This window comes from Cellulophaga baltica (genome assembly GCF_900102165.1).
Classification (GTDB): Bacteria; Bacteroidota; Bacteroidia; order Flavobacteriales; family Flavobacteriaceae; genus Cellulophaga; species Cellulophaga baltica.
In genome coordinates this window covers 213,314-230,406 of the sequence record NZ_FNBD01000008.1, presented here as the reverse complement: position 1 = coordinate 230,406, position 17,093 = coordinate 213,314, and the positions used below count along the sequence as shown (strand labels likewise).

General features: G+C 34.3%; 13 protein-coding genes. 5 read left to right on the top strand and 8 right to left on the bottom strand.

Going from position 1 to position 17,093, the window contains the following annotated elements; translation table 11 throughout:
- Nucleotides 1-101: 101 nt before the first annotated feature.
- The 6 genes from BLQ19_RS15035 to BLQ19_RS15010 all read right to left on the bottom strand — a co-directional run bounded on the left by BLQ19_RS15035 (nt 102) and on the right by BLQ19_RS15010 (nt 6,132).
- The gene (locus tag BLQ19_RS15035) at nt 102-2,633 is read right to left on the bottom strand and encodes a PIG-L family deacetylase (RefSeq protein WP_074538878.1); all 2,532 of its coding nucleotides are present in this window, start codon (nt 2,631-2,633) and stop codon (nt 102-104) included.
- Between the two features lie 87 nt (nt 2,634-2,720).
- Nucleotides 2,721-3,272, bottom strand: a complete 552-nt coding sequence (locus BLQ19_RS15030) for a mechanosensitive ion channel domain-containing protein (protein WP_074538877.1) — start codon at nt 3,270-3,272, stop codon at nt 2,721-2,723.
- 3 nt (nt 3,273-3,275) lie between these two features.
- The gene (locus tag BLQ19_RS15025; protein ID WP_025614964.1) at nt 3,276-4,226 is read right to left on the bottom strand and encodes a hypothetical protein; all 951 of its coding nucleotides are present in this window, start codon (nt 4,224-4,226) and stop codon (nt 3,276-3,278) included.
- A 39-nt stretch (nt 4,227-4,265) separates the two neighbouring features.
- Nucleotides 4,266-4,853 (bottom strand): Maf family nucleotide pyrophosphatase, encoded by a 588-nt coding sequence (locus BLQ19_RS15020; RefSeq protein WP_024480550.1) that lies wholly within the window; start codon nt 4,851-4,853, stop codon nt 4,266-4,268.
- A gap of 3 nt (nt 4,854-4,856) precedes the next feature.
- Nucleotides 4,857-5,384, bottom strand: coding sequence for a KdsC family phosphatase (locus tag BLQ19_RS15015; RefSeq protein WP_024480551.1), 528 nt, complete (start codon nt 5,382-5,384; stop codon nt 4,857-4,859).
- Nucleotides 5,368-6,132 carry a Rossmann-like and DUF2520 domain-containing protein gene (locus tag BLQ19_RS15010; protein ID WP_074538876.1) on the bottom strand — a complete coding sequence of 255 codons (765 nt, stop codon included), beginning with the start codon at nt 6,130-6,132 and terminating at the stop codon, nt 5,368-5,370. The genes BLQ19_RS15015 and BLQ19_RS15010 overlap by 17 nt, the downstream gene beginning before the upstream one ends.
- Before the next feature lie 228 nt (nt 6,133-6,360).
- Here BLQ19_RS15010 and BLQ19_RS15005 point away from each other — a divergent pair, with 228 nt between their 5' ends.
- Genes BLQ19_RS15005 through bshB1 form a run of 3 tightly spaced genes read left to right on the top strand, consistent with a single transcriptional unit; the run spans nt 6,361 to nt 11,516 of the window.
- On the top strand, nt 6,361-9,543 hold the full coding sequence (locus BLQ19_RS15005) for a cytochrome c biogenesis protein (protein WP_074538875.1): 3,183 nt from the start codon (nt 6,361-6,363) through the stop codon (nt 9,541-9,543).
- 51 nt (nt 9,544-9,594) lie between these two features.
- A complete protein-coding gene (locus BLQ19_RS15000) occupies nt 9,595-10,749 on the top strand; it encodes a trans-sulfuration enzyme family protein (protein WP_074538874.1) in 1,155 nt (384 codons plus the stop codon).
- 44 nt (nt 10,750-10,793) lie between these two features.
- A complete protein-coding gene (gene bshB1 / locus BLQ19_RS14995; protein WP_025614969.1) occupies nt 10,794-11,516 on the top strand; it encodes a bacillithiol biosynthesis deacetylase BshB1 in 723 nt (240 codons plus the stop codon).
- A gap of 65 nt (nt 11,517-11,581) precedes the next feature.
- On the opposite strand, the gene BLQ19_RS14990 is transcribed toward bshB1, so the two are convergent.
- Complete coding sequence (locus BLQ19_RS14990) at nt 11,582-12,298, bottom strand: hypothetical protein (RefSeq protein ID WP_074538906.1); 717 nt, start codon at nt 12,296-12,298, stop codon at nt 11,582-11,584.
- Between the two features lie 228 nt (nt 12,299-12,526).
- Between BLQ19_RS14990 and BLQ19_RS14985 the strand changes: the two genes are divergently transcribed.
- Complete coding sequence (locus tag BLQ19_RS14985; RefSeq protein WP_074538873.1) at nt 12,527-13,078, top strand: fasciclin domain-containing protein; 552 nt, start codon at nt 12,527-12,529, stop codon at nt 13,076-13,078.
- 39 nt (nt 13,079-13,117) lie between these two features.
- Here BLQ19_RS14985 and pheT read toward each other — a convergent pair whose 3' ends face one another.
- Entirely contained in the window at nt 13,118-15,544 is a 2,427-nt protein-coding gene (gene pheT, locus BLQ19_RS14980; RefSeq protein ID WP_034667866.1) for a phenylalanine--tRNA ligase subunit beta, read from the bottom strand.
- Between the two features lie 276 nt (nt 15,545-15,820).
- Here pheT and BLQ19_RS14975 point away from each other — a divergent pair, with 276 nt between their 5' ends.
- Nucleotides 15,821-17,059, top strand: a complete 1,239-nt coding sequence (locus BLQ19_RS14975) for a peroxiredoxin family protein (protein WP_074538872.1) — start codon at nt 15,821-15,823, stop codon at nt 17,057-17,059.
- The last annotated feature ends 34 nt before the right edge of the window (nt 17,060-17,093 follow it).

Genomic DNA, 17,093 nt, shown 5'->3' with positions numbered 1-17,093 from the left:
GTTTCCTGTCATAATGAAGTAAAATACTATGATGTAAATAATATTCAATATAAGTACTAGAGAGTACTCATTTTTCCAATTAAACTTATCATCCATAGCAGTTAATCTTTTAATTTTTTATCAGCACTAACGGTTGTTTTTCCAACAGACAACATATTGGCAAACAACTTATAGGCACCTGTAACTCCAGCAGGTAATTCTCTGAAGAAACTGAGTCCTGTATAAATATAGGTTCCTTTTCCATAAGGAGCGATAAGTAAGCTCCCTTTTTTTTCTGTTTCCCCTTCATCTTGCATTCCTAAAACAGGGGTAAACTCCTTGCTCCAAGCACTTGGAAAGTATAATCCTCGCTCTTGGATCCAACCGTTAAAATCATTATCTGAAATTTTATTCGGAAAATTCAATAGCGAATTCTTTTTATCTAAAATATGGACAGTTGCATTTTCATCGGTTACACGATCTCTTGATAAGGTAAGGTCAAAAGGGGCAATGTTTTCAAATTGATCACTCCATCTGCCGGCTGTATTGTATTGTACAATCATGGTACCGCCATTTTTTACATAATCCAAAAGATTTTTCTGCTTGAACTTTAATTCCGTAACAACATTGTATGCTCGTATACCTAATACGATGGCATCGTATTTTTTAAGTGATGCATCAGAAATACTTAAAGGATCTATCTCTTGTACCGTGTATCCTATCTGTTTTAAACTTTCAGGAACTTTATCTCCGGCACCAACAATATATCCAATATACTGCCCTGCTTTTTTAATATCTAGGCGTACCACTTTTGTCTCCGCAGGCATTAATACCGTTTGTTCAGGAATATGATCATAGTTTATAGAAATCAATTCTTTAGAAATTTCAAATCCGTCAATCTTTACAATAGGAGAGAGGTAACTTTCATCTTGTGTAGCAGGTGGTGTAACGGTGAAAATAAGGGTCTTCTCATCATTTTTCTTAGTAATAGTAAAGGGCAATGATGGGGTGTTAATCTTCCATCCTTTTGCATGTTGAAGCATTACTTCACCGATGGCATTATCTTTATGAGCTTTAACAGTAACCGCTATTTGCTTTGATGTTCCGTCTGCAAAAATTAGTACTTTATCTTTTATAGCTGCTGTAGCTGAAGGAACTATTTCAAAAGGTTGGTATAATTCTCCTTTATCTGGCTTTGAATACCTATAGACTACAGGTTTCTTAATTACAATTGTTTCCCCTTCAATATTTAAAGTGAAGTTCACATGAAATGGTCTAGGTGTTTCCGGATTCCCTATTAATTCCTGATCCTTAATGGTATACGTGCCTAAGGTTCCTTTTTCATTTAACCAATATGGATTGGTATATTTAGCTGATGCAGGTATGTTTAGCGCCAGTGTATTTTTGTATTCAATATTATTTTTAAGAGCGGCACCCTCAATAACAACTTCATCAGGATTAAGCTCTAAGGCCTGCAATTGTATATTAGCATCACTTCTATTGATGGCTTCAATTGCTATATCAATAACCTTACCTGGTACCGCAAATGATGATGTTGCAGAAGCTTCTAAATAAAGACCCGTTACCGCTTCTATAATGGCAAGTAGCTCTTTTTCTTTTTCTACTTTCCAATCTAAATCTTTGCTATTTTGCAGTAATTTGTAAGCTTTAAGTAGTTCAGGAAGGTGTATCGAAGGATTTTTAAAATTAAAGTTTTCTTCTACTTGGTATAAAATAGCACCAATTGCTTTTCCGCCATCAATACGGGTCCATGTCGTGTTAATTCCGTCAAAAATATCGCTCTTGTCTTTAGGTAAATCTCCTTTTAAAAGTTCGATGTATTCTGTTTCAGAACCTCTTGAAGTGAGCCTTCCAAAACCTTGACATAAATGCTGACTTCTAGCCATATCTGCAATCTCATTGTTAGAAAGCCCTAGGTTAGGATAGTATACACCCGTATCTACATTTAATAAATTAGTTTTATCTGCTTCATCAAATTTTTCTTGACTTCCGTAAAACCACCAAGAGGTGTTGAAAAACAAACGTTTAGGTTGCCATGTACTTGTTTTTGAAAGCTGATCTGGATAGCTAGCGCTATTTCCTGCCAAATCAAAAGCTTCAAAACTTAACATTGCCGAAGAGGTATGATGTCCGTGTGTTGTACCTGGAGATCTGTGATCAAAACGATTAACAATAACATCGGGTTTAAAATTTCTAATAACCCAAACAACATCACTCAAGACCAAATCTTTATCCCATATCTTAAGAGTTTCATTAGGGTGTTTAGAATATCCAAAATCTTTAGCTCTGCTAAAAAATTGATTTCCACCATCTACATTTCTTGCAGCCAATAATTCTTGGGTACGTAGTACACCTAATAATTCTGATAATTCTGTGCCAATTAAGTTTTGACCTCCATCACCTCTTGTTAACGATAAATACGCCGTTTTTGCTTTTACGTTATTTGATAAATAAGAGATTAACCGTGTGTTTTCATCATCAGGATGTGCTGCGATATATAGTGCTTTACCTAAAAAATTTAATTTTTCTATGGCATGATAAATATCTGAGGAAGAACTTTTCTTGGGGGCTTGTGCAAATGTAAAATTTGATAATAGGAGAGCTAATGCAAACAACTTGGTTATTTTGCGCATATATAATTTTTTGAATTTAGTTGGCACTCAAATATAGAAATATTAACTGCTAGAGTGCAATTTTTAAAATATCTTTAACAGCCTTACTTACAATTCTTGGGTGTCTTCATTGTAGGTTTGGACAAGGGATACCCCTTTTTGTAACACCAAACTATTAGGGTACGTTAAAATCTCACCATTTCCTCTTCTTAAATGTAGGTGAAATGCTCGTATATCCTCTATGACAAACGTCTCCTCACCATTCTTATCTGTTTTATGAATTTCCTTATCAAAAATACGGATGGTATTTCCTATTTTAAAAGGATACGAAAAGAAGATGATAACGCCAGCAGTGATGTTACTTAAAATAGACCACTGCGCAAAAAGAGCCACACCAATTACGGCAAAGATAGAAGCTAACAATGCGCCTAAATCTTTGAAGTTTACACTCCAAATCAAAGTTAAAATAGCGATTGCGATTATGGTTAGTGCAATAGAAACATACTTAATAATAAGGTTGGTTCTAACCTTATTAAAATCACCTAATTTTCCAACTTTCTTTACTGCTTTTGTAAATACAAATTTTAAAATTAAAACTACAGCGATGGTGATGAAAGATCGTAATAACTCTTCTTGGTGATTGATAAAAAACTTCGTCATATATTATAAACCTAAACTATCGCGCAAAAATAGGTCACTATTCTTATTTTGTTGCCAATATGGTGTTATAATTAACTTATTTTTAATGGCAGTAGTCGTTAATATTTTTGCCTTATCGCCGTACCCACTACTATAGGTTTCAGACCATCCTTCTATGGTATGAGGAAATGCTTTTGTGAAATCAATTTTCAAAGTTCTTTCTAACTCAGGATAGCTTATGGTATAGGTACTAATGCTATCATTTTTAGCATCAATACGCATAGTTGCTGTATATGCTTTTAGAGGCTTGTGTGTTTGCCTAATATATTCTAAAGAAGGAATAACTTCTGATGTTCCTAGTGGTAAGTTACTAGGATTTATTCTTATTTTATTCCAGATTTCATTTTCAAGGATTGATTTTTCTAAAGTGAAATTTTGATCTGCTTCACGCTCAAAATAGGAGTGCGAAACTACATCAAATTGTTCTCTGTTATTTAATTGAGCGTAAATATGTCCGCACCATTCTTGAGCAGAAAAAGATAGTTTTACCGCATGCGCATCATCGTGAACAGGGTAAAAACTACTTGTCATTAATGAATAAGGATAAATGCCTGTGATGTAGTTCTTGGTGCTATTTAGTTTCAGCACGGGGATATTGTCAACATTGGAGCCATCTGCCTTTACCTGTTTGTCTGCTAAAAAAGGTTCTGTAACGTAGATTAAAACAGCATTACCGCCACGCATTTCGCCATATCTTGCTTGGTCTAAGGTATATGAAGTAAGCTCTGCCGTACCAGAATACCAATATTCTTTAAAATTAGAAGCTAAGGTTTTCTTAGCTTTTGGAGTAGTTTCTTCTGTTGTAGTATCTTTTTCAGGAGCTGTCTTTTTCTCGTTTTGAGCACAAGACTCTAAACTCACTGCGCCCAACGAGAAAATAATGATTAAGAACTCAAATTTCATCCACTTTTTCATAACATTTAAATTTTCATCCTTAAAAATAAAGGAATTTATTTAAGATACCATACCCATCAGCGTTTTATGAACTAAGTGCGTTGGCAAGCCAACAACATTAGCATGAGAACCCTTAATTTCTTCTATTCCAATAAGTCCTATCCATTCTTGAATACCATAAGCACCAGCTTTATCAAAAGGCTTATAGGTGTTTATATAATACCAGATTTCTTCGTCGCTTAATTCTTTAAATCTTACATGGGTAGTACTATTTAACACGATTTGTTTTACCGAAGTGGTAAAACAAACAGAGGTAATAACTTCATGCCAATCGTTAGACATTTTTCGCAACATTTCATAAGCTTCATTACCATCTGCGGGCTTTGCTAAAGATTCATTCTTATACCAAACCACAGTGTCAGAAGTAATAACCACATCATTCTCATTCAGTGTTTCTTTAAATTTTGAAGCTTTAAGCACCGCTAAATAATCAGGAATTTCACGTCCTTTTAAATGATCAGGGTATACTTCGTCTACCGGCCGAACATCTATAGCGACCTCTAGATCTAATTCTTCAAAGAACTTTTTTCTTCTTGGAGATCCTGAGGCTAAAATAATATGTAAACCGTTCAATCTATTATTCCACATATTCTAAGCGTTATATGCGTCAAAATTTTCATACCAATCGCCACGAACTTTTAATACTTGCTCTATCACGTCTCTTACACAGCCATTACCACCCGCTTTATGAGAAATATAGCTGCATATGGTTTTTACTTCTGGCGTTGCATCTTGCGGGCATGTGGCTAATCCTACTATTTTCATAGGAGGAATATCAGGCAAATCATCACCCATATACAAAACGTGTTCCGGGGCTATAGAATTTGCTTTTAAGTAGGCTTCTAAGATGCTTATTTTTTGATGGGCACCTAAGTGAATATCTTTAACGCCTAGTGTTTTCATACGCTGACGTACACCTTCATTGGTGCCGCCAGAAATTATACACACGTTATACCCTTTGTTTAGAGCTGTTTTTAGGGCGTAACCGTCTTTTACATCCATAGTTCTAAGCATTTCACCTTCTGTAGTAATTAACAATTTACCATCGGTGAAAACACCATCAACATCAAAAACAAATGTGGTAATATTTTCTAGGTATTCTTTATAACTTTTTTCCATATTTTTCTTGAATTGATTCGCTTAGTATTTTATAAATCTGTTTTTTGTTTTTCCCATTTATTTGATCCAAATGACGTTGCATGGTGGCAACATCGTTACGTCTTGCAGGGCCAGTTTGTGCCTCTTTTGGAGCTAAAGTTGCTATTTTATCTGAAGTTTCTTTAATTAAAGGACGTAAAATATCAAATGGCACTTGGTGTTCATCGCAAATTTCATTGCCTATGGTGTACATATAATTGGTAAAGTTATTTACAAAAACGGCAGCTAAATGTAAATGCCTGCGTTGTTCTGTAGATATGTGGTATACCTTATCGGAAATTGTTTCCGCAAGAAAAGAAAGTGATTTTAAATTCTCATCATTTTCTGCTTCGATGCAAATGGGAATAGTTCTAAAATTCACCTTTTTACCCTTAGAAAAAGTTTGTAACGGATAATATACGCCTATGTTTTTACAGTTTGCTAAGGCAAGCATTGGTACACTACCCGAGGTATGTACCACCAAACCATTAACATCCTTAAGTTTAGAAGAAACTTCCGTAATAGCATCATCACTTACCGCAATAATATACACATCTGCAGTGGTAATGGTTTCTGTTAAAAGGCAGGTGTCCGTTTTTTGACTAAAATAGTTCAGCGTCTCTTTTTGTCGTCCTACTACCTGCAATACGTTAAGCATGTCATATTGCAAGAAAGTATCAAATAGATGCGTTGCAATATTTCCAGTACCAATGAGCACAATTGAAATCATACCCAAAAGTACTAATTTTCATAAAATAGCTATAGTAATATAGAACTACTTCGCTTATTTTATATTTTAAACAATACAGCGCATTGATGCTGAATCCTTTCGGAGGTAATTGTTAAATAAATTATAAGAAATAATTAACATCTTAAAACCGTTTTTAGCCCAGATTGGTTTTAATTTAGTAGTAAAAGGGCGTACTTTTGTAGACCAAATTCAATTGGTTTATTATCCATGAAAGCACTCCTTCAGAAGTTTTTTTTCTCCACAAGATTAATGTCCGTTTTATTTATTGTATTTGCTGTCTCTATGGGGATAGGTACCTTTGTAGAAAGTTGGTATAGTACAGATACGGCACGTATATATATTTATAACACCACTTGGTTTGAAGCCATTATGGTGTTTTTTGTTATTAATTTTTCAGGTAATATTTTTAGATATCGTTTACTTAGAAAAGAGAAATGGCCTGTATTATTGCTGCATATGTCTTGGATTCTAATCATCGTAGGTGCTTTTGTAACAAGATATATAAGCTTTGAAGGAATGATGCCCATCCGTGAGGGGCAGACAGAAAAAGTGTTTTACTCGGATAAAACTTTTTTGAGCGCTAATGTAGATGGAGATATTGATGGGGAACGCTTACGTAAACCTCTTGAAGATGATATTATCGTAACACCGGAAGGTATAAAATCTAGTTTGCCTTGGAAGATGGACTTTAACGGTCAGCCTTTTAAAATTTCATTTGTAAAATTTATAAAAGGTGCTGCAGAAGGTTTAATTCCTGATGAAAATGGTAATGAATATTTAAAAATTGTTGAAGCTGGTGATGGAGAACGTCATGATCATTACTTAGAAAGTGGAAAGGTAGCCAGTATTCATAACGTATTATTTTCATTAAATAAACCAACCGATGGAGCTATTAATATACTATTTGAAGATGGCGAATATCTAATTGAATCTCCTTTTGAGGGCGATTATATGCGCATGGCAGATCAGTTTAAAGGCGTACTTTTAAAAGATAGTATTCAGCCATTAGTATTGCGCTCTTTATATAATACGGCCGGTATGCAATTTGTAATTCCAGAGCCCATTCTTAAGGGATCTTATGGTGTTGTAAAAGTTCCAGAAGCAGAAGTAAATGAAACGACTAGGGACGCCATGGTGGTAGAAATAGAAACTAAGGGTGAAAAAATACAGCAAACTTTGCTGGGAGGTAAAGGTTCTGCTGAATATTCAGATAAGGTAACCCTAGGCGGACTCGATTTTTCATTACGTTATGGGTCTAAGGTGTATGAATTGCCTTTCGGAATTAAATTAAACGATTTTATAGCTGAAAAATATCCAGGAACTGAAAAAGGATTCTCATCTTTCATGAGTAAAGTAACCATTGAAGATGAACGTCCGTTTGATTATGATATTTATATGAATCACGTATTAGATCATAAAGGGTATCGTTTTTTTCAAGCAAATTTTGATCCGGATGAAAAAGGAACCGGGCTTTCTGTAAATCATGATTTCTGGGGAACACGTATTACCTACATTGGTTACTTTCTTCTGTATATTGGGTTGATGGGTATTATGTTTTTTGGTGATACCCGTTTTAAAGATTTAACGGCATCCTTGAAAAAATTGAATGCAAAGAAAGTAACCGCTACAATAGTTTTATTTTTAGGTCTAAGTTTAGGGATGTCTGCACAAACAGGCCATTCTGAAGATGATGGCCATGGTCATACCGCAGCGCCTACTGTACAGCAGATAGATTCTATGATGCAAGAAACCATTGTGTCTAAAGAACATGCAGAAAACTTTGGAAAACTAGTCATTCAAGATGATGGTGGGCGTATGAAGCCTATAAATACGTATTCTTCTGAGTTGTTACGAAAACTAAGTTTTAAGAATAAATTTAAGGATTTAAATTCAGATCAGGTATTGTTATCTATGATGTTGAATCCTGCTATTTGGTACAATACAGAATTTATAGCCTTAGATAAAAAGGGAATAAATGATAGTATCCGTAAAATAATTAAGGTGCCTAGCGATCAGCGCTATGTAAAGGCAACAGATTTCTTTGATGCAAACGGACAAACAAAGTTTGAACCTTTTTTAGATGATGCTTTTAATACGACAAATCCGAATAAATTTCAGACCGATATAAAAGATACTTATTTACGATTAGGTTTATTGAATAGAGCTTTAGGAGGAGATATTATCAAAGTTTTTCCGTTGTTAGACGATGAAAATAATAAATGGATTTCGGCAGTAGAATACCGTTCTGGAAAATATCAAGTAACGGATTCCTTGTATGGCAATTTTGTAAGTAATGCATTGCCATTTTATTTAATGACACTCAAAACAGCAATAGCAACGAAAGATTATAGTCAAGCAGATAAATTACTCCAGGCCTTTAAACAAAACCAAAAAAATCATGGAGCGGCTGTATTGCCTTCAGATAATAAAATAAAGGCAGAAGTTTTTTACAACAAAATAGATATTTTCAACAACCTGTATAAATATTATGCCCTTGCTGGGATCATAATGTTCTTCATGCTAATCTTTCAAATTTTTAAAGATCGAAAAGGACTTAGAATTGGAGTTACTACTTTTAAAGGGATTATTTGGGTGCTATTTATCTTACATACAGCAGGTCTTATTTTACGCTGGTATATTTCTGGTCATGCACCTTGGAGTGATGCGTATGAAAGTATTTTATATGTGGCTTGGGCTACAATAGGGATAGGCTTGGCCTTTAGTAGTCGAAGTAACTTAACCATAGCATCTACAGCATTTGTAACATCTATGTTGTTATGGATAGCACATATGAATTGGATAGATCCTGCGGTAGCAAATTTACAGCCTGTTTTAGATAGCTATTGGTTAATGATTCACGTAGCAGTAATTGTTGGGAGTTACGGTCCGCTTACTGTAGGGATGATTCTTGGAGTAGTTGGTTTGGTACTGATTTTAATGACTAATGAAAAAAATAAAAAGCGAATAGAATACAGTCTTAAAGAAATTACCATAGTTAATGAGATAGCTTTAACTGCAGGATTAGTAATGCTAACCATTGGAAACTTTTTAGGAGGGCAATGGGCTAATGAGAGTTGGGGAAGATATTGGGGTTGGGACCCTAAAGAAACTTGGGCATTAATTTCTATCATGGTTTATGCATTTGTTTTGCACATGCGTATTGTGCCAGGGTTAAGAGGTAGATGGACCTTTAATTTTGCCAGTGTTGTTGCTTTTGGAAGTATTATGATGACCTATTTTGGCGTGAACTTCTATCTAGCTGGTTTGCATAGTTATGCGAGCGGTGCACAAGTAATTACGCCTACTTTTATATATTATACCGTTGCGGGAGTTTTGCTGTTAGGCGGATTAAGTTTTTGGAAATATAGAAAGTATTATTCTAAAAAATAAGGCATAGATTCCTTAATTTAGTTATCAAATAAAAAATACGCAGGAAGCAGCATGGAAAACAAAAAAGCAGGATTCAATACTATTTGTACACATTTTGGAGAATTAAAAGATGAAAAATATAAAGGAGCAGTTTCTCCTCTTTATATGAGTACTTCTTATGCTTTTGATGATGTGGAAGTAAAACGGTATCCAAGATATTTTAATACACCAAATCAAGTCGCATTATCGGAAAAAGTAGCTGCATTAGAACATGCAGAAGCAGCGATGATTTTTGGTAGTGGTATGGCGGCAGTAAGTACGGCATTAATGGCTTTTTTGCGAGCGGGAGATCATGTTGTGCTTCAGAAAACTTTGTATGGTGGTACCTATAATTTAGTAACGGAAGAATTTGAGAAATTTGGAATTTCTTACTCTTTTACAGACGGATTAAAGCCAGAAGATTTCACGGCAAAAATAAAAGAGAATACGAAAGTAATTTATATAGAAACTCCTTCGAATCCTTTATTGACTATTACAGATTTAAAAGCTGTAAGCGCTATTGCAAAGAAGCACGGATTGGTTTCCATGATCGATAATACTTTTGCGAGCCCCGTAAATCAGAATCCTATAGATTTTGGAATTGATGTGGTTATACATAGTGCTACTAAATATATGGGAGGTCATTCAGATATATTAGCAGGAGCTGTAGCTTCTACAAAAGAACATATGGAGCGGATTTTTCAATTTGCGAAGAATTTTGGCGGTAGTTTAAGTGATTATACGGTATGGTTATTAGAACGTAGTATAAAAACAATGGGCTTGCGGGTAAGAGCGCAGAATGAGAATGCGCAAAAAATGGCAGAATACTTATATCAGAATGAGTTTATTCAAGCAGTGTATTATCCGGGATTGCCAAGTCATCCTGACCACGAATTGGCAAAAACTCAAATGCGTGGTTTTGGTGGAATGCTTTCTTTTGAATTAAAAGATGGGATAGATTCCTATACCTTCCAACAAGCTTTGAAGCTAATCAAATCATCGATGAGTTTGGCTGGAGTTGAAAGTACAGTATTATCGCCAACAAAAACATCTCACTCTTTATTGAGTCCAGAAGAACGGGCAAACCAAGGCATTGTAGATGGGTTAATTCGTTTTTCATTAGGGATTGAAGATATAGAAGACATTATTGCAGATATAGAACAAGCAATTGCTGTTGCGGTAAAGTAAGTAATTGGTTGCGGTGTGCGACTGAGGAATTATAAAATAGAATTATGAAATTAGATATACTTGCTTTTGGAGCGCATCCTGATGATGTAGAATTAGGTGCAGGAGCAACAATAGCTAAGGAAATTGCAAACGGTAAAACAGTTGGCATCGTAGATTTAACTAGGGGAGAACTAGGTACCCGCGGTAGTGCCGAAATTAGGGATAAAGAGGCGAATGCTGCTGCAAAAATTTTAGGCGTTGCTGTTCGTGAAAATTTGGAGTTTGCAGACGGGTTTTTTACCAACGATAAGGAGCATCAATTGGCGGTAATAAAGATGATACGGAAATACCGACCAGAAATAGTACTTTGTAATGCTATTGATGATCGTCATATAGATCACGGAAAAGGGAGTAAGCTTGTAAGTGATGCTTGTTTTTTAAGTGGATTGATTAAGATTGATACGAAGTTTGATGGTGATGAGCATTGGCAAGACCCTTGGCGTCCAAAAGTTGTGTATCATTACATACAATGGAAAAATTTGAATCCAGATTTCTTAGTAGATGTATCAGGTTATATAGAAAAAAAGACGGAGGCTATTTTTGCATACGGTTCTCAATTTTATGACCCAAAAAGTTCTGAGCCAGAAACGCCCATCAGTAGTAAGAATTTTACAGATAGTGTTAATTATAGGGCTAGAGATTTAGGTAGATTAATAGGAGTAGAGTACGCAGAAGGTTTTACTACAGAACGTCTTCCTGCAGTAGGACAATTAGGAGATCTTATTTAATAGATTTTTCTACATACAATTAAAAAAACAGCGGCATTTTGCCGCTGTTTTTTGTAATACAAATTTTATATAAACTTGCTATTCCAAATAGCGGGGTTAAAATTTTTTCCTTTGGCAAATCCATAAAAAATGGTGATTGCGGCAATGGTTTTAAACATAAAGAAGCACATAATCCAAAATTGAGCACTAGACTCAGACTTAGAAAATAGGCCAGACGGAACTAATAAGGTTAAGCCGTAACTCAAAACAATAATGAGAAGTAATAGGTTGATGATGCTTTTAAAAGGCAACATTCCTAACTTTCGGAATGCGCTCATGTCATTTCCCCATTTATGTATGAGATAATAATAGTCATTGCCTAAGCACGCAAATAATAACGGATCGTCTTTATCTTCTAATTTAAAGAGTTTTGACGGGGCTATAATTTTAAAATTCTTTACTTCGGTATGATGCTCTTGTTCTAGCTTTTTAATTTTTAAAATAGCCTCTTTCGGGATTTTACCTTTGAAATAAGAACTGTCTAAAAACCGAAGTCGATAATCAATACAGATTTTTTTTATTTCTGTTACATGATAGATTTTGTCAGTATCTAATAGGTCAAGCTTAAAGTGATTGTAATTTTCTTGATTCTTTTCAATAGTATTCCTACGGATTTTTGAGGAAGTTTTGTGGTCTTCTTCTAAGGTGTGGTAGAATTGATCAATCAAAGTATTAGAGGAGAAAGTGGACCTCTTTTTTTGTTTTTTGAGTTGATCTTCAAGGTTAATCTTTTTCAATAGCATTTGAATAATTTTTGAGATCATCTCAAATTTACAAAATTGTAGCTTTAGTTTTGTTGAGAATTTTTCCTAAACGTATGTTAAATAAATGTTAATTTCTATGAAATGCATCTTATCACCTACGAACTACCCGATAATAGATGTATCTTGTCGTTATTATTTGGTATTTCAACGATGAACTACCTTCCCAGATTTTTTAAATTGATTAAATTTTAATACCTACACTGAATTATGAAGTTACTAAAATCCCCTCTTTTAGTGCTGTTAACCCTTGCTATGCTTAGTGTTAATGCGCAGAAAAAAAATAGTGCTGCTAAAATGGATCCTGAAAAATCTATTTTAAAAAATACTGAAGACTCCGGAAATCATCAATTACTTATGGCGGCAGTACATGTTTCAGAATTGGAAACATTATTAGATGGCGAAGCTCAATTTACTGTTTTTGCGCCTAGTGATGCTAATTTTGATTCTTCCACGAAAGCAAGAATAACAGATTTAGTCCTTGCTAAAAATAAAAAGGAAATACAATCTATATTAGGGTACCATATAATTGCTGGGAAACTAACTGCTTCAAGAATATTAAAAGCACTTTGTAGTGGAAAAGGTAGAGCTACTTTCACGACCATTTCAGGAGATACTCTTGTGGCTACGATGAAAGGTTTAGATATTGTATTGACGGATAAATACGGTCAACAATCTATCATCACAAAAGCAGATGCTACACAATGTAACGGTGTTATTCATGTGATTGATAGTGTAAGTCATATTGCAAGTAAAGCTTAGTTTTAAGCTTTACTTGCGTTTACAATACGATGATAATTATTATCTTAATTCTGCTCCAAGCTTAGTTTCAAAATTCTGCTTGAATTTTGTCATGATCTTTTCAATCTGCTTATCTGTCAATGTTGCTTTCTCTGATTTAAGAGTAAAGCTAACCGCATAAGATTTTTTCCCTTTTGGTAATTTTGATCCGGTGTATACATCAAAAAGACTCACTTCTTTTAGTAATGATTTTTCTGTTTCAAAGGCAATGTTATGTATGTCCTTAAAATACACCTCATCATTAATAAGCAAAGCAAAATCTCTTTTTACTTCAGGGAATTTAGAAATTTCTTGGTAAGCTATCTCATGATTGCTTATAAGTTTTAAGATCTCATCCCATTTAAAGTCGGCATACAACACTTCATTTTTCAAATCAAAACTTTTAAGGATTGATTTTTTAACGGTTCCAAAGTTTACTAGTTCTATTTTTCCAGATTTTAATGCTATGGCTTCAGAAAATTCATCGCTTTTAGAAATCACGGTGGCTATGTTTTTCACACCTAAACGTTCTAAGATACTTTCCACATGAGATTTTAATGTAAAGAAGCTTGTTTTGGCTGCAGGAGCAATCCAAGAGTCTTCATTCTTATTTCCTGTTAAGAAAAGCACTAAGTGTTTATTTTCTTCTTTCTGCCCGTTGTAATTGTGGTAACTTTTTCCAAACTCAAAGAATTTTAAATTCTGTCTTTTTCTATTACTATTATATAATACGGCTTCTAAACCAGAAAATAATAAAGTTCTTCTCATTACGGAAAGATCATTACTCAAAGGATTAATGATTTTTACCGTGTGGTCTTCGTTTAATTTGTCTAGCTGCTCGTTATAAGTAGGAGCAGTTAAACTGTTAGTCATGATTTCATTAAAACCTTTTGCAGATAGGAAATCACCTATAATAGACTGAATTTTATAATCTTCAAACGGACTCGTAGTAGCTATAGAGGCGTTTAATTTTTGCTTAAAATTAATATTGTTATAGCCGTATACTCTTAAGATTTCCTCAATAACATCTACTTCTCTACGCACATCAACGCGATAGAAAGGAATAGTTAAACCTAACCCTGTTTCTGTAACGTTATTAAGTTTTATATCTAAAGAAGCGAGTATAGATTTTATAATGTCTTGAGGAATTTCTTGTCCTATTAATCTGTTGATTTTCTTATAGGTCAAGAACACCTGATAATCGTTCTGTTTATTCGGGTACTGATCAATAATATCAGAAGTGATATCACCACCGGCTATTTGTTGTATTAAAATAGCAGCCCTTTTTAAACAGTATTCTACACTATTAATATCTATACCTCTTTCAAATCTAAAAGATGCATCTGTATTAAAGCCGTGTCTTTTTGATGTTTTTCGTACAGAAATTGGATCAAAATAGGCACTTTCTAAAAATATAGAGGTTGTATCTTTTGTAACACCAGAATTTAAACCTCCATATACACCAGCAATACAAAGTGGTTTTTCTGAGTCACAGATCATTAAATCATCTTCATGCAACTCAATCTCTACGCCATCTAAAGTTTTAAATTTAGTGCCTGTAGCAAGAGTTTTTACTTGTATTTTATGGTCCTTTATTTTGTTAACGTCAAAAGCATGTAAAGGCTGTCCTAATTCATGAAGTACATAGTTAGTAACATCTACAATATTATTTATTGGGCTTAGACCAATAGCTTTCAATCTATTTTTTAACCAGTTAGGAGACTCTTGTACCGTTAGGTTGTTAATGGTTACCCCGGCATATCTTGGAGCTAGTTTATTATCTGTAACATTAACATCAATTTTTAAAGACCTGTTGGTAATATGAAAATTACTAACGGAAGGGGTAATTAGTTCTAGCTGAATATCTTTTTGCTTTAGTCCCGCTTTTAAATCTCTAGCAACTCCTAAATGACTCATGGCATCTGCTCTGTTCGGCGTTAAGCCAATTTCAAAAACAGTGTCAGTTTCTACTTCAAAAATTGCAGCACAAGGGGTTCCTGGTTTTAGATCATCGCTTAATACCATGATGCCATCGTGACTTTCTCCCACGCCAATTTCGTCTTCAGCGCAAATCATTCCGTGACTTTCTTCACCACGAATTTTACCTTTCTTAATAACCCATTCTTCACCTTCTTTGGTGTAAAGTTTAGTGCCAATAGTAGCTACGGGTACTTTTTGTCCTTGAGCAACATTAGCCGCGCCACAGACTATTTGAACTGGATGTTCTAATCCAATATCAACAGTGGTAACTTTTAATTTATCTGCGTTTGAATGTTTCTCACAAGTTAAAACATGACCTACAACAATCCCTTTTAAACCGCCTTTAGTAGATTCAAATGCTTCAATTCCTTCTACTTCCAAACCAAGATCGGTTAATAATTCCGCAGTTTGTTCCGCTTCCCAGCTAATCTGTAAAAATTGTTTTAGCCAGTTGTAAGATATTTTCATTTAATAATATTTTCAATTCCGAGTTTAAGTAAGTTGTACAGTTCTAATTCTTAGAACCATACTTCAATACTTAAGTATCCTTATCGGATCGTTAGTGTTGGTTTTTGATTTTTGTTTTAGTAAACCTTGCTATTATTAGCTTCTAATAATTTGCAGATAACAGCGCACAAATATAAAACAATGTGTCAAGACATTCAATAGCTATTTAATTGAATTGATTTTTATTTTTAATTGTAACAAATTAATTGTTATTTCGGCTTTGAAAAAGAAGGAATTATGAAGAAGTTGGTGCTTATTGTTGGAGTTTTTGTCTTATTATTTTCTTGTAAAGAGGATAAAGCGGCTAAAGAAAATCAAGAAATACTGAAAGATGGAAAATGGCTCGTGGAATTGCAAGTTATGGATCATCAAAAATTACCGTTCAATTTAAGTATTAACAGAGAGCCGGATGATTCTTATACCGCTGATATTTATAATGCGGAAGAATTAATTCATACCGATGAAATTACAATTTCTGGAAATTCGGTTGCCATTAAATTTCCTGTATTTGAAGGGTATTTACAAGGAACATTTGAAGGAGATACTATTAAGGGTAATTTTATAAAGGAAAGTTTAGACCGGGTAGTGCCGTTCATGGCTACTTTTGGTAAAACTGATAGATTTGTTGTCAATACAGATAGTAAAGCGTCTATGTCTGGTGTTTGGGAAACAAAATTTAGTCCAGATACTGAGGATTTTTACCTTGGCAAAGGTATCTTTCTACAGAAAAATAATAAGGTTCATGGTACTTTTAGAACCACAACAGGAGATTACCGATATTTAGACGGTGTTCTAGATGGCGATTCCCTGAAGCTATCTGCCTTTGATGGGGCGCACGCTTTTTTGTTTACTGCTAAAGTGAGTGACAGTACATTAAATGGTACATTTTACTCTGGAAATCATTTTAAAGAGCCATTTACTGCTGTTCGTAATGAGGTATTTGAACTACCAGATGAAGATTCTCTTACCTATTTAAAGGAGGGTTATGATGAATTTAGTTTTTCGTTTCCGGATGAAGAAGGAAATATCGTGTCTTTATCAGATGCTAAATTTAGAAATAAAGCAGTTTTGGTGCAGATTATGGGTACTTGGTGTCCTAATTGTTTAGATGAAACTAAATTTCTGGTAGATTTTGTAAAAAACAATCAGGATTTAGAATTGGAAGTAGTAGCGCTATCCTTTGAATATGCCAAAACAGAAGAAGATGCCTTTAAAGCTATAAAGCGTTTAAAAGAACGAGTAGGTATTGATTATCCAGTATTGTTGGCGCAATATGGTACAGCAGATAAAGAAGAAGCGCAAAAGAAATTGCCAATGTTGAACCATGTCTTATCCTATCCTACTACCTTATTTATAGATAAGCAGGGTGTAGTTCGTAAAATAAAAACAGGGTTCAATGGGCCTGCAACAGGGGAAAAGTATACTGCATTTAAAGCAGAATTTACACAGCTCGTAAAAGGTTTAGCTCAGGAGTAAAAACCGAAAAAGCCTTTCAAAATTTAATTTGAAA

What these genes read in the sequence shown, in the direction of transcription:
- BLQ19_RS15035 (WP_074538878.1), bottom strand. Translation starts at nt 2,633, where the DNA reads ATGCGCAAAATAACCAAGTTGTTTGCATTAGCTCTCCTATTATCAAAT.
- BLQ19_RS15030 (WP_074538877.1), bottom strand. Translation starts at nt 3,272, where the DNA reads ATGACGAAGTTTTTTATCAATCACCAAGAAGAGTTATTACGATCTTTC.
- BLQ19_RS15025 (WP_025614964.1), bottom strand. Translation starts at nt 4,226, where the DNA reads ATGAAAAAGTGGATGAAATTTGAGTTCTTAATCATTATTTTCTCGTTG.
- BLQ19_RS15020 (WP_024480550.1), bottom strand. Translation starts at nt 4,853, where the DNA reads ATGTGGAATAATAGATTGAACGGTTTACATATTATTTTAGCCTCAGGA.
- BLQ19_RS15015 (WP_024480551.1), bottom strand. Translation starts at nt 5,384, where the DNA reads ATGGAAAAAAGTTATAAAGAATACCTAGAAAATATTACCACATTTGTT.
- BLQ19_RS15010 (WP_074538876.1), bottom strand. Translation starts at nt 6,132, where the DNA reads ATGATTTCAATTGTGCTCATTGGTACTGGAAATATTGCAACGCATCTA.
- BLQ19_RS15005 (WP_074538875.1), top strand. Translation starts at nt 6,361, where the DNA reads ATGAAAGCACTCCTTCAGAAGTTTTTTTTCTCCACAAGATTAATGTCC.
- BLQ19_RS15000 (WP_074538874.1), top strand. Translation starts at nt 9,595, where the DNA reads ATGGAAAACAAAAAAGCAGGATTCAATACTATTTGTACACATTTTGGA.
- bshB1 (WP_025614969.1), top strand. Translation starts at nt 10,794, where the DNA reads ATGAAATTAGATATACTTGCTTTTGGAGCGCATCCTGATGATGTAGAA.
- BLQ19_RS14990 (WP_074538906.1), bottom strand. Translation starts at nt 12,298, where the DNA reads ATGCTATTGAAAAAGATTAACCTTGAAGATCAACTCAAAAAACAAAAA.
- BLQ19_RS14985 (WP_074538873.1), top strand. Translation starts at nt 12,527, where the DNA reads ATGAAGTTACTAAAATCCCCTCTTTTAGTGCTGTTAACCCTTGCTATG.
- pheT (WP_034667866.1), bottom strand. Translation starts at nt 15,544, where the DNA reads ATGAAAATATCTTACAACTGGCTAAAACAATTTTTACAGATTAGCTGG.
- BLQ19_RS14975 (WP_074538872.1), top strand. Translation starts at nt 15,821, where the DNA reads ATGAAGAAGTTGGTGCTTATTGTTGGAGTTTTTGTCTTATTATTTTCT.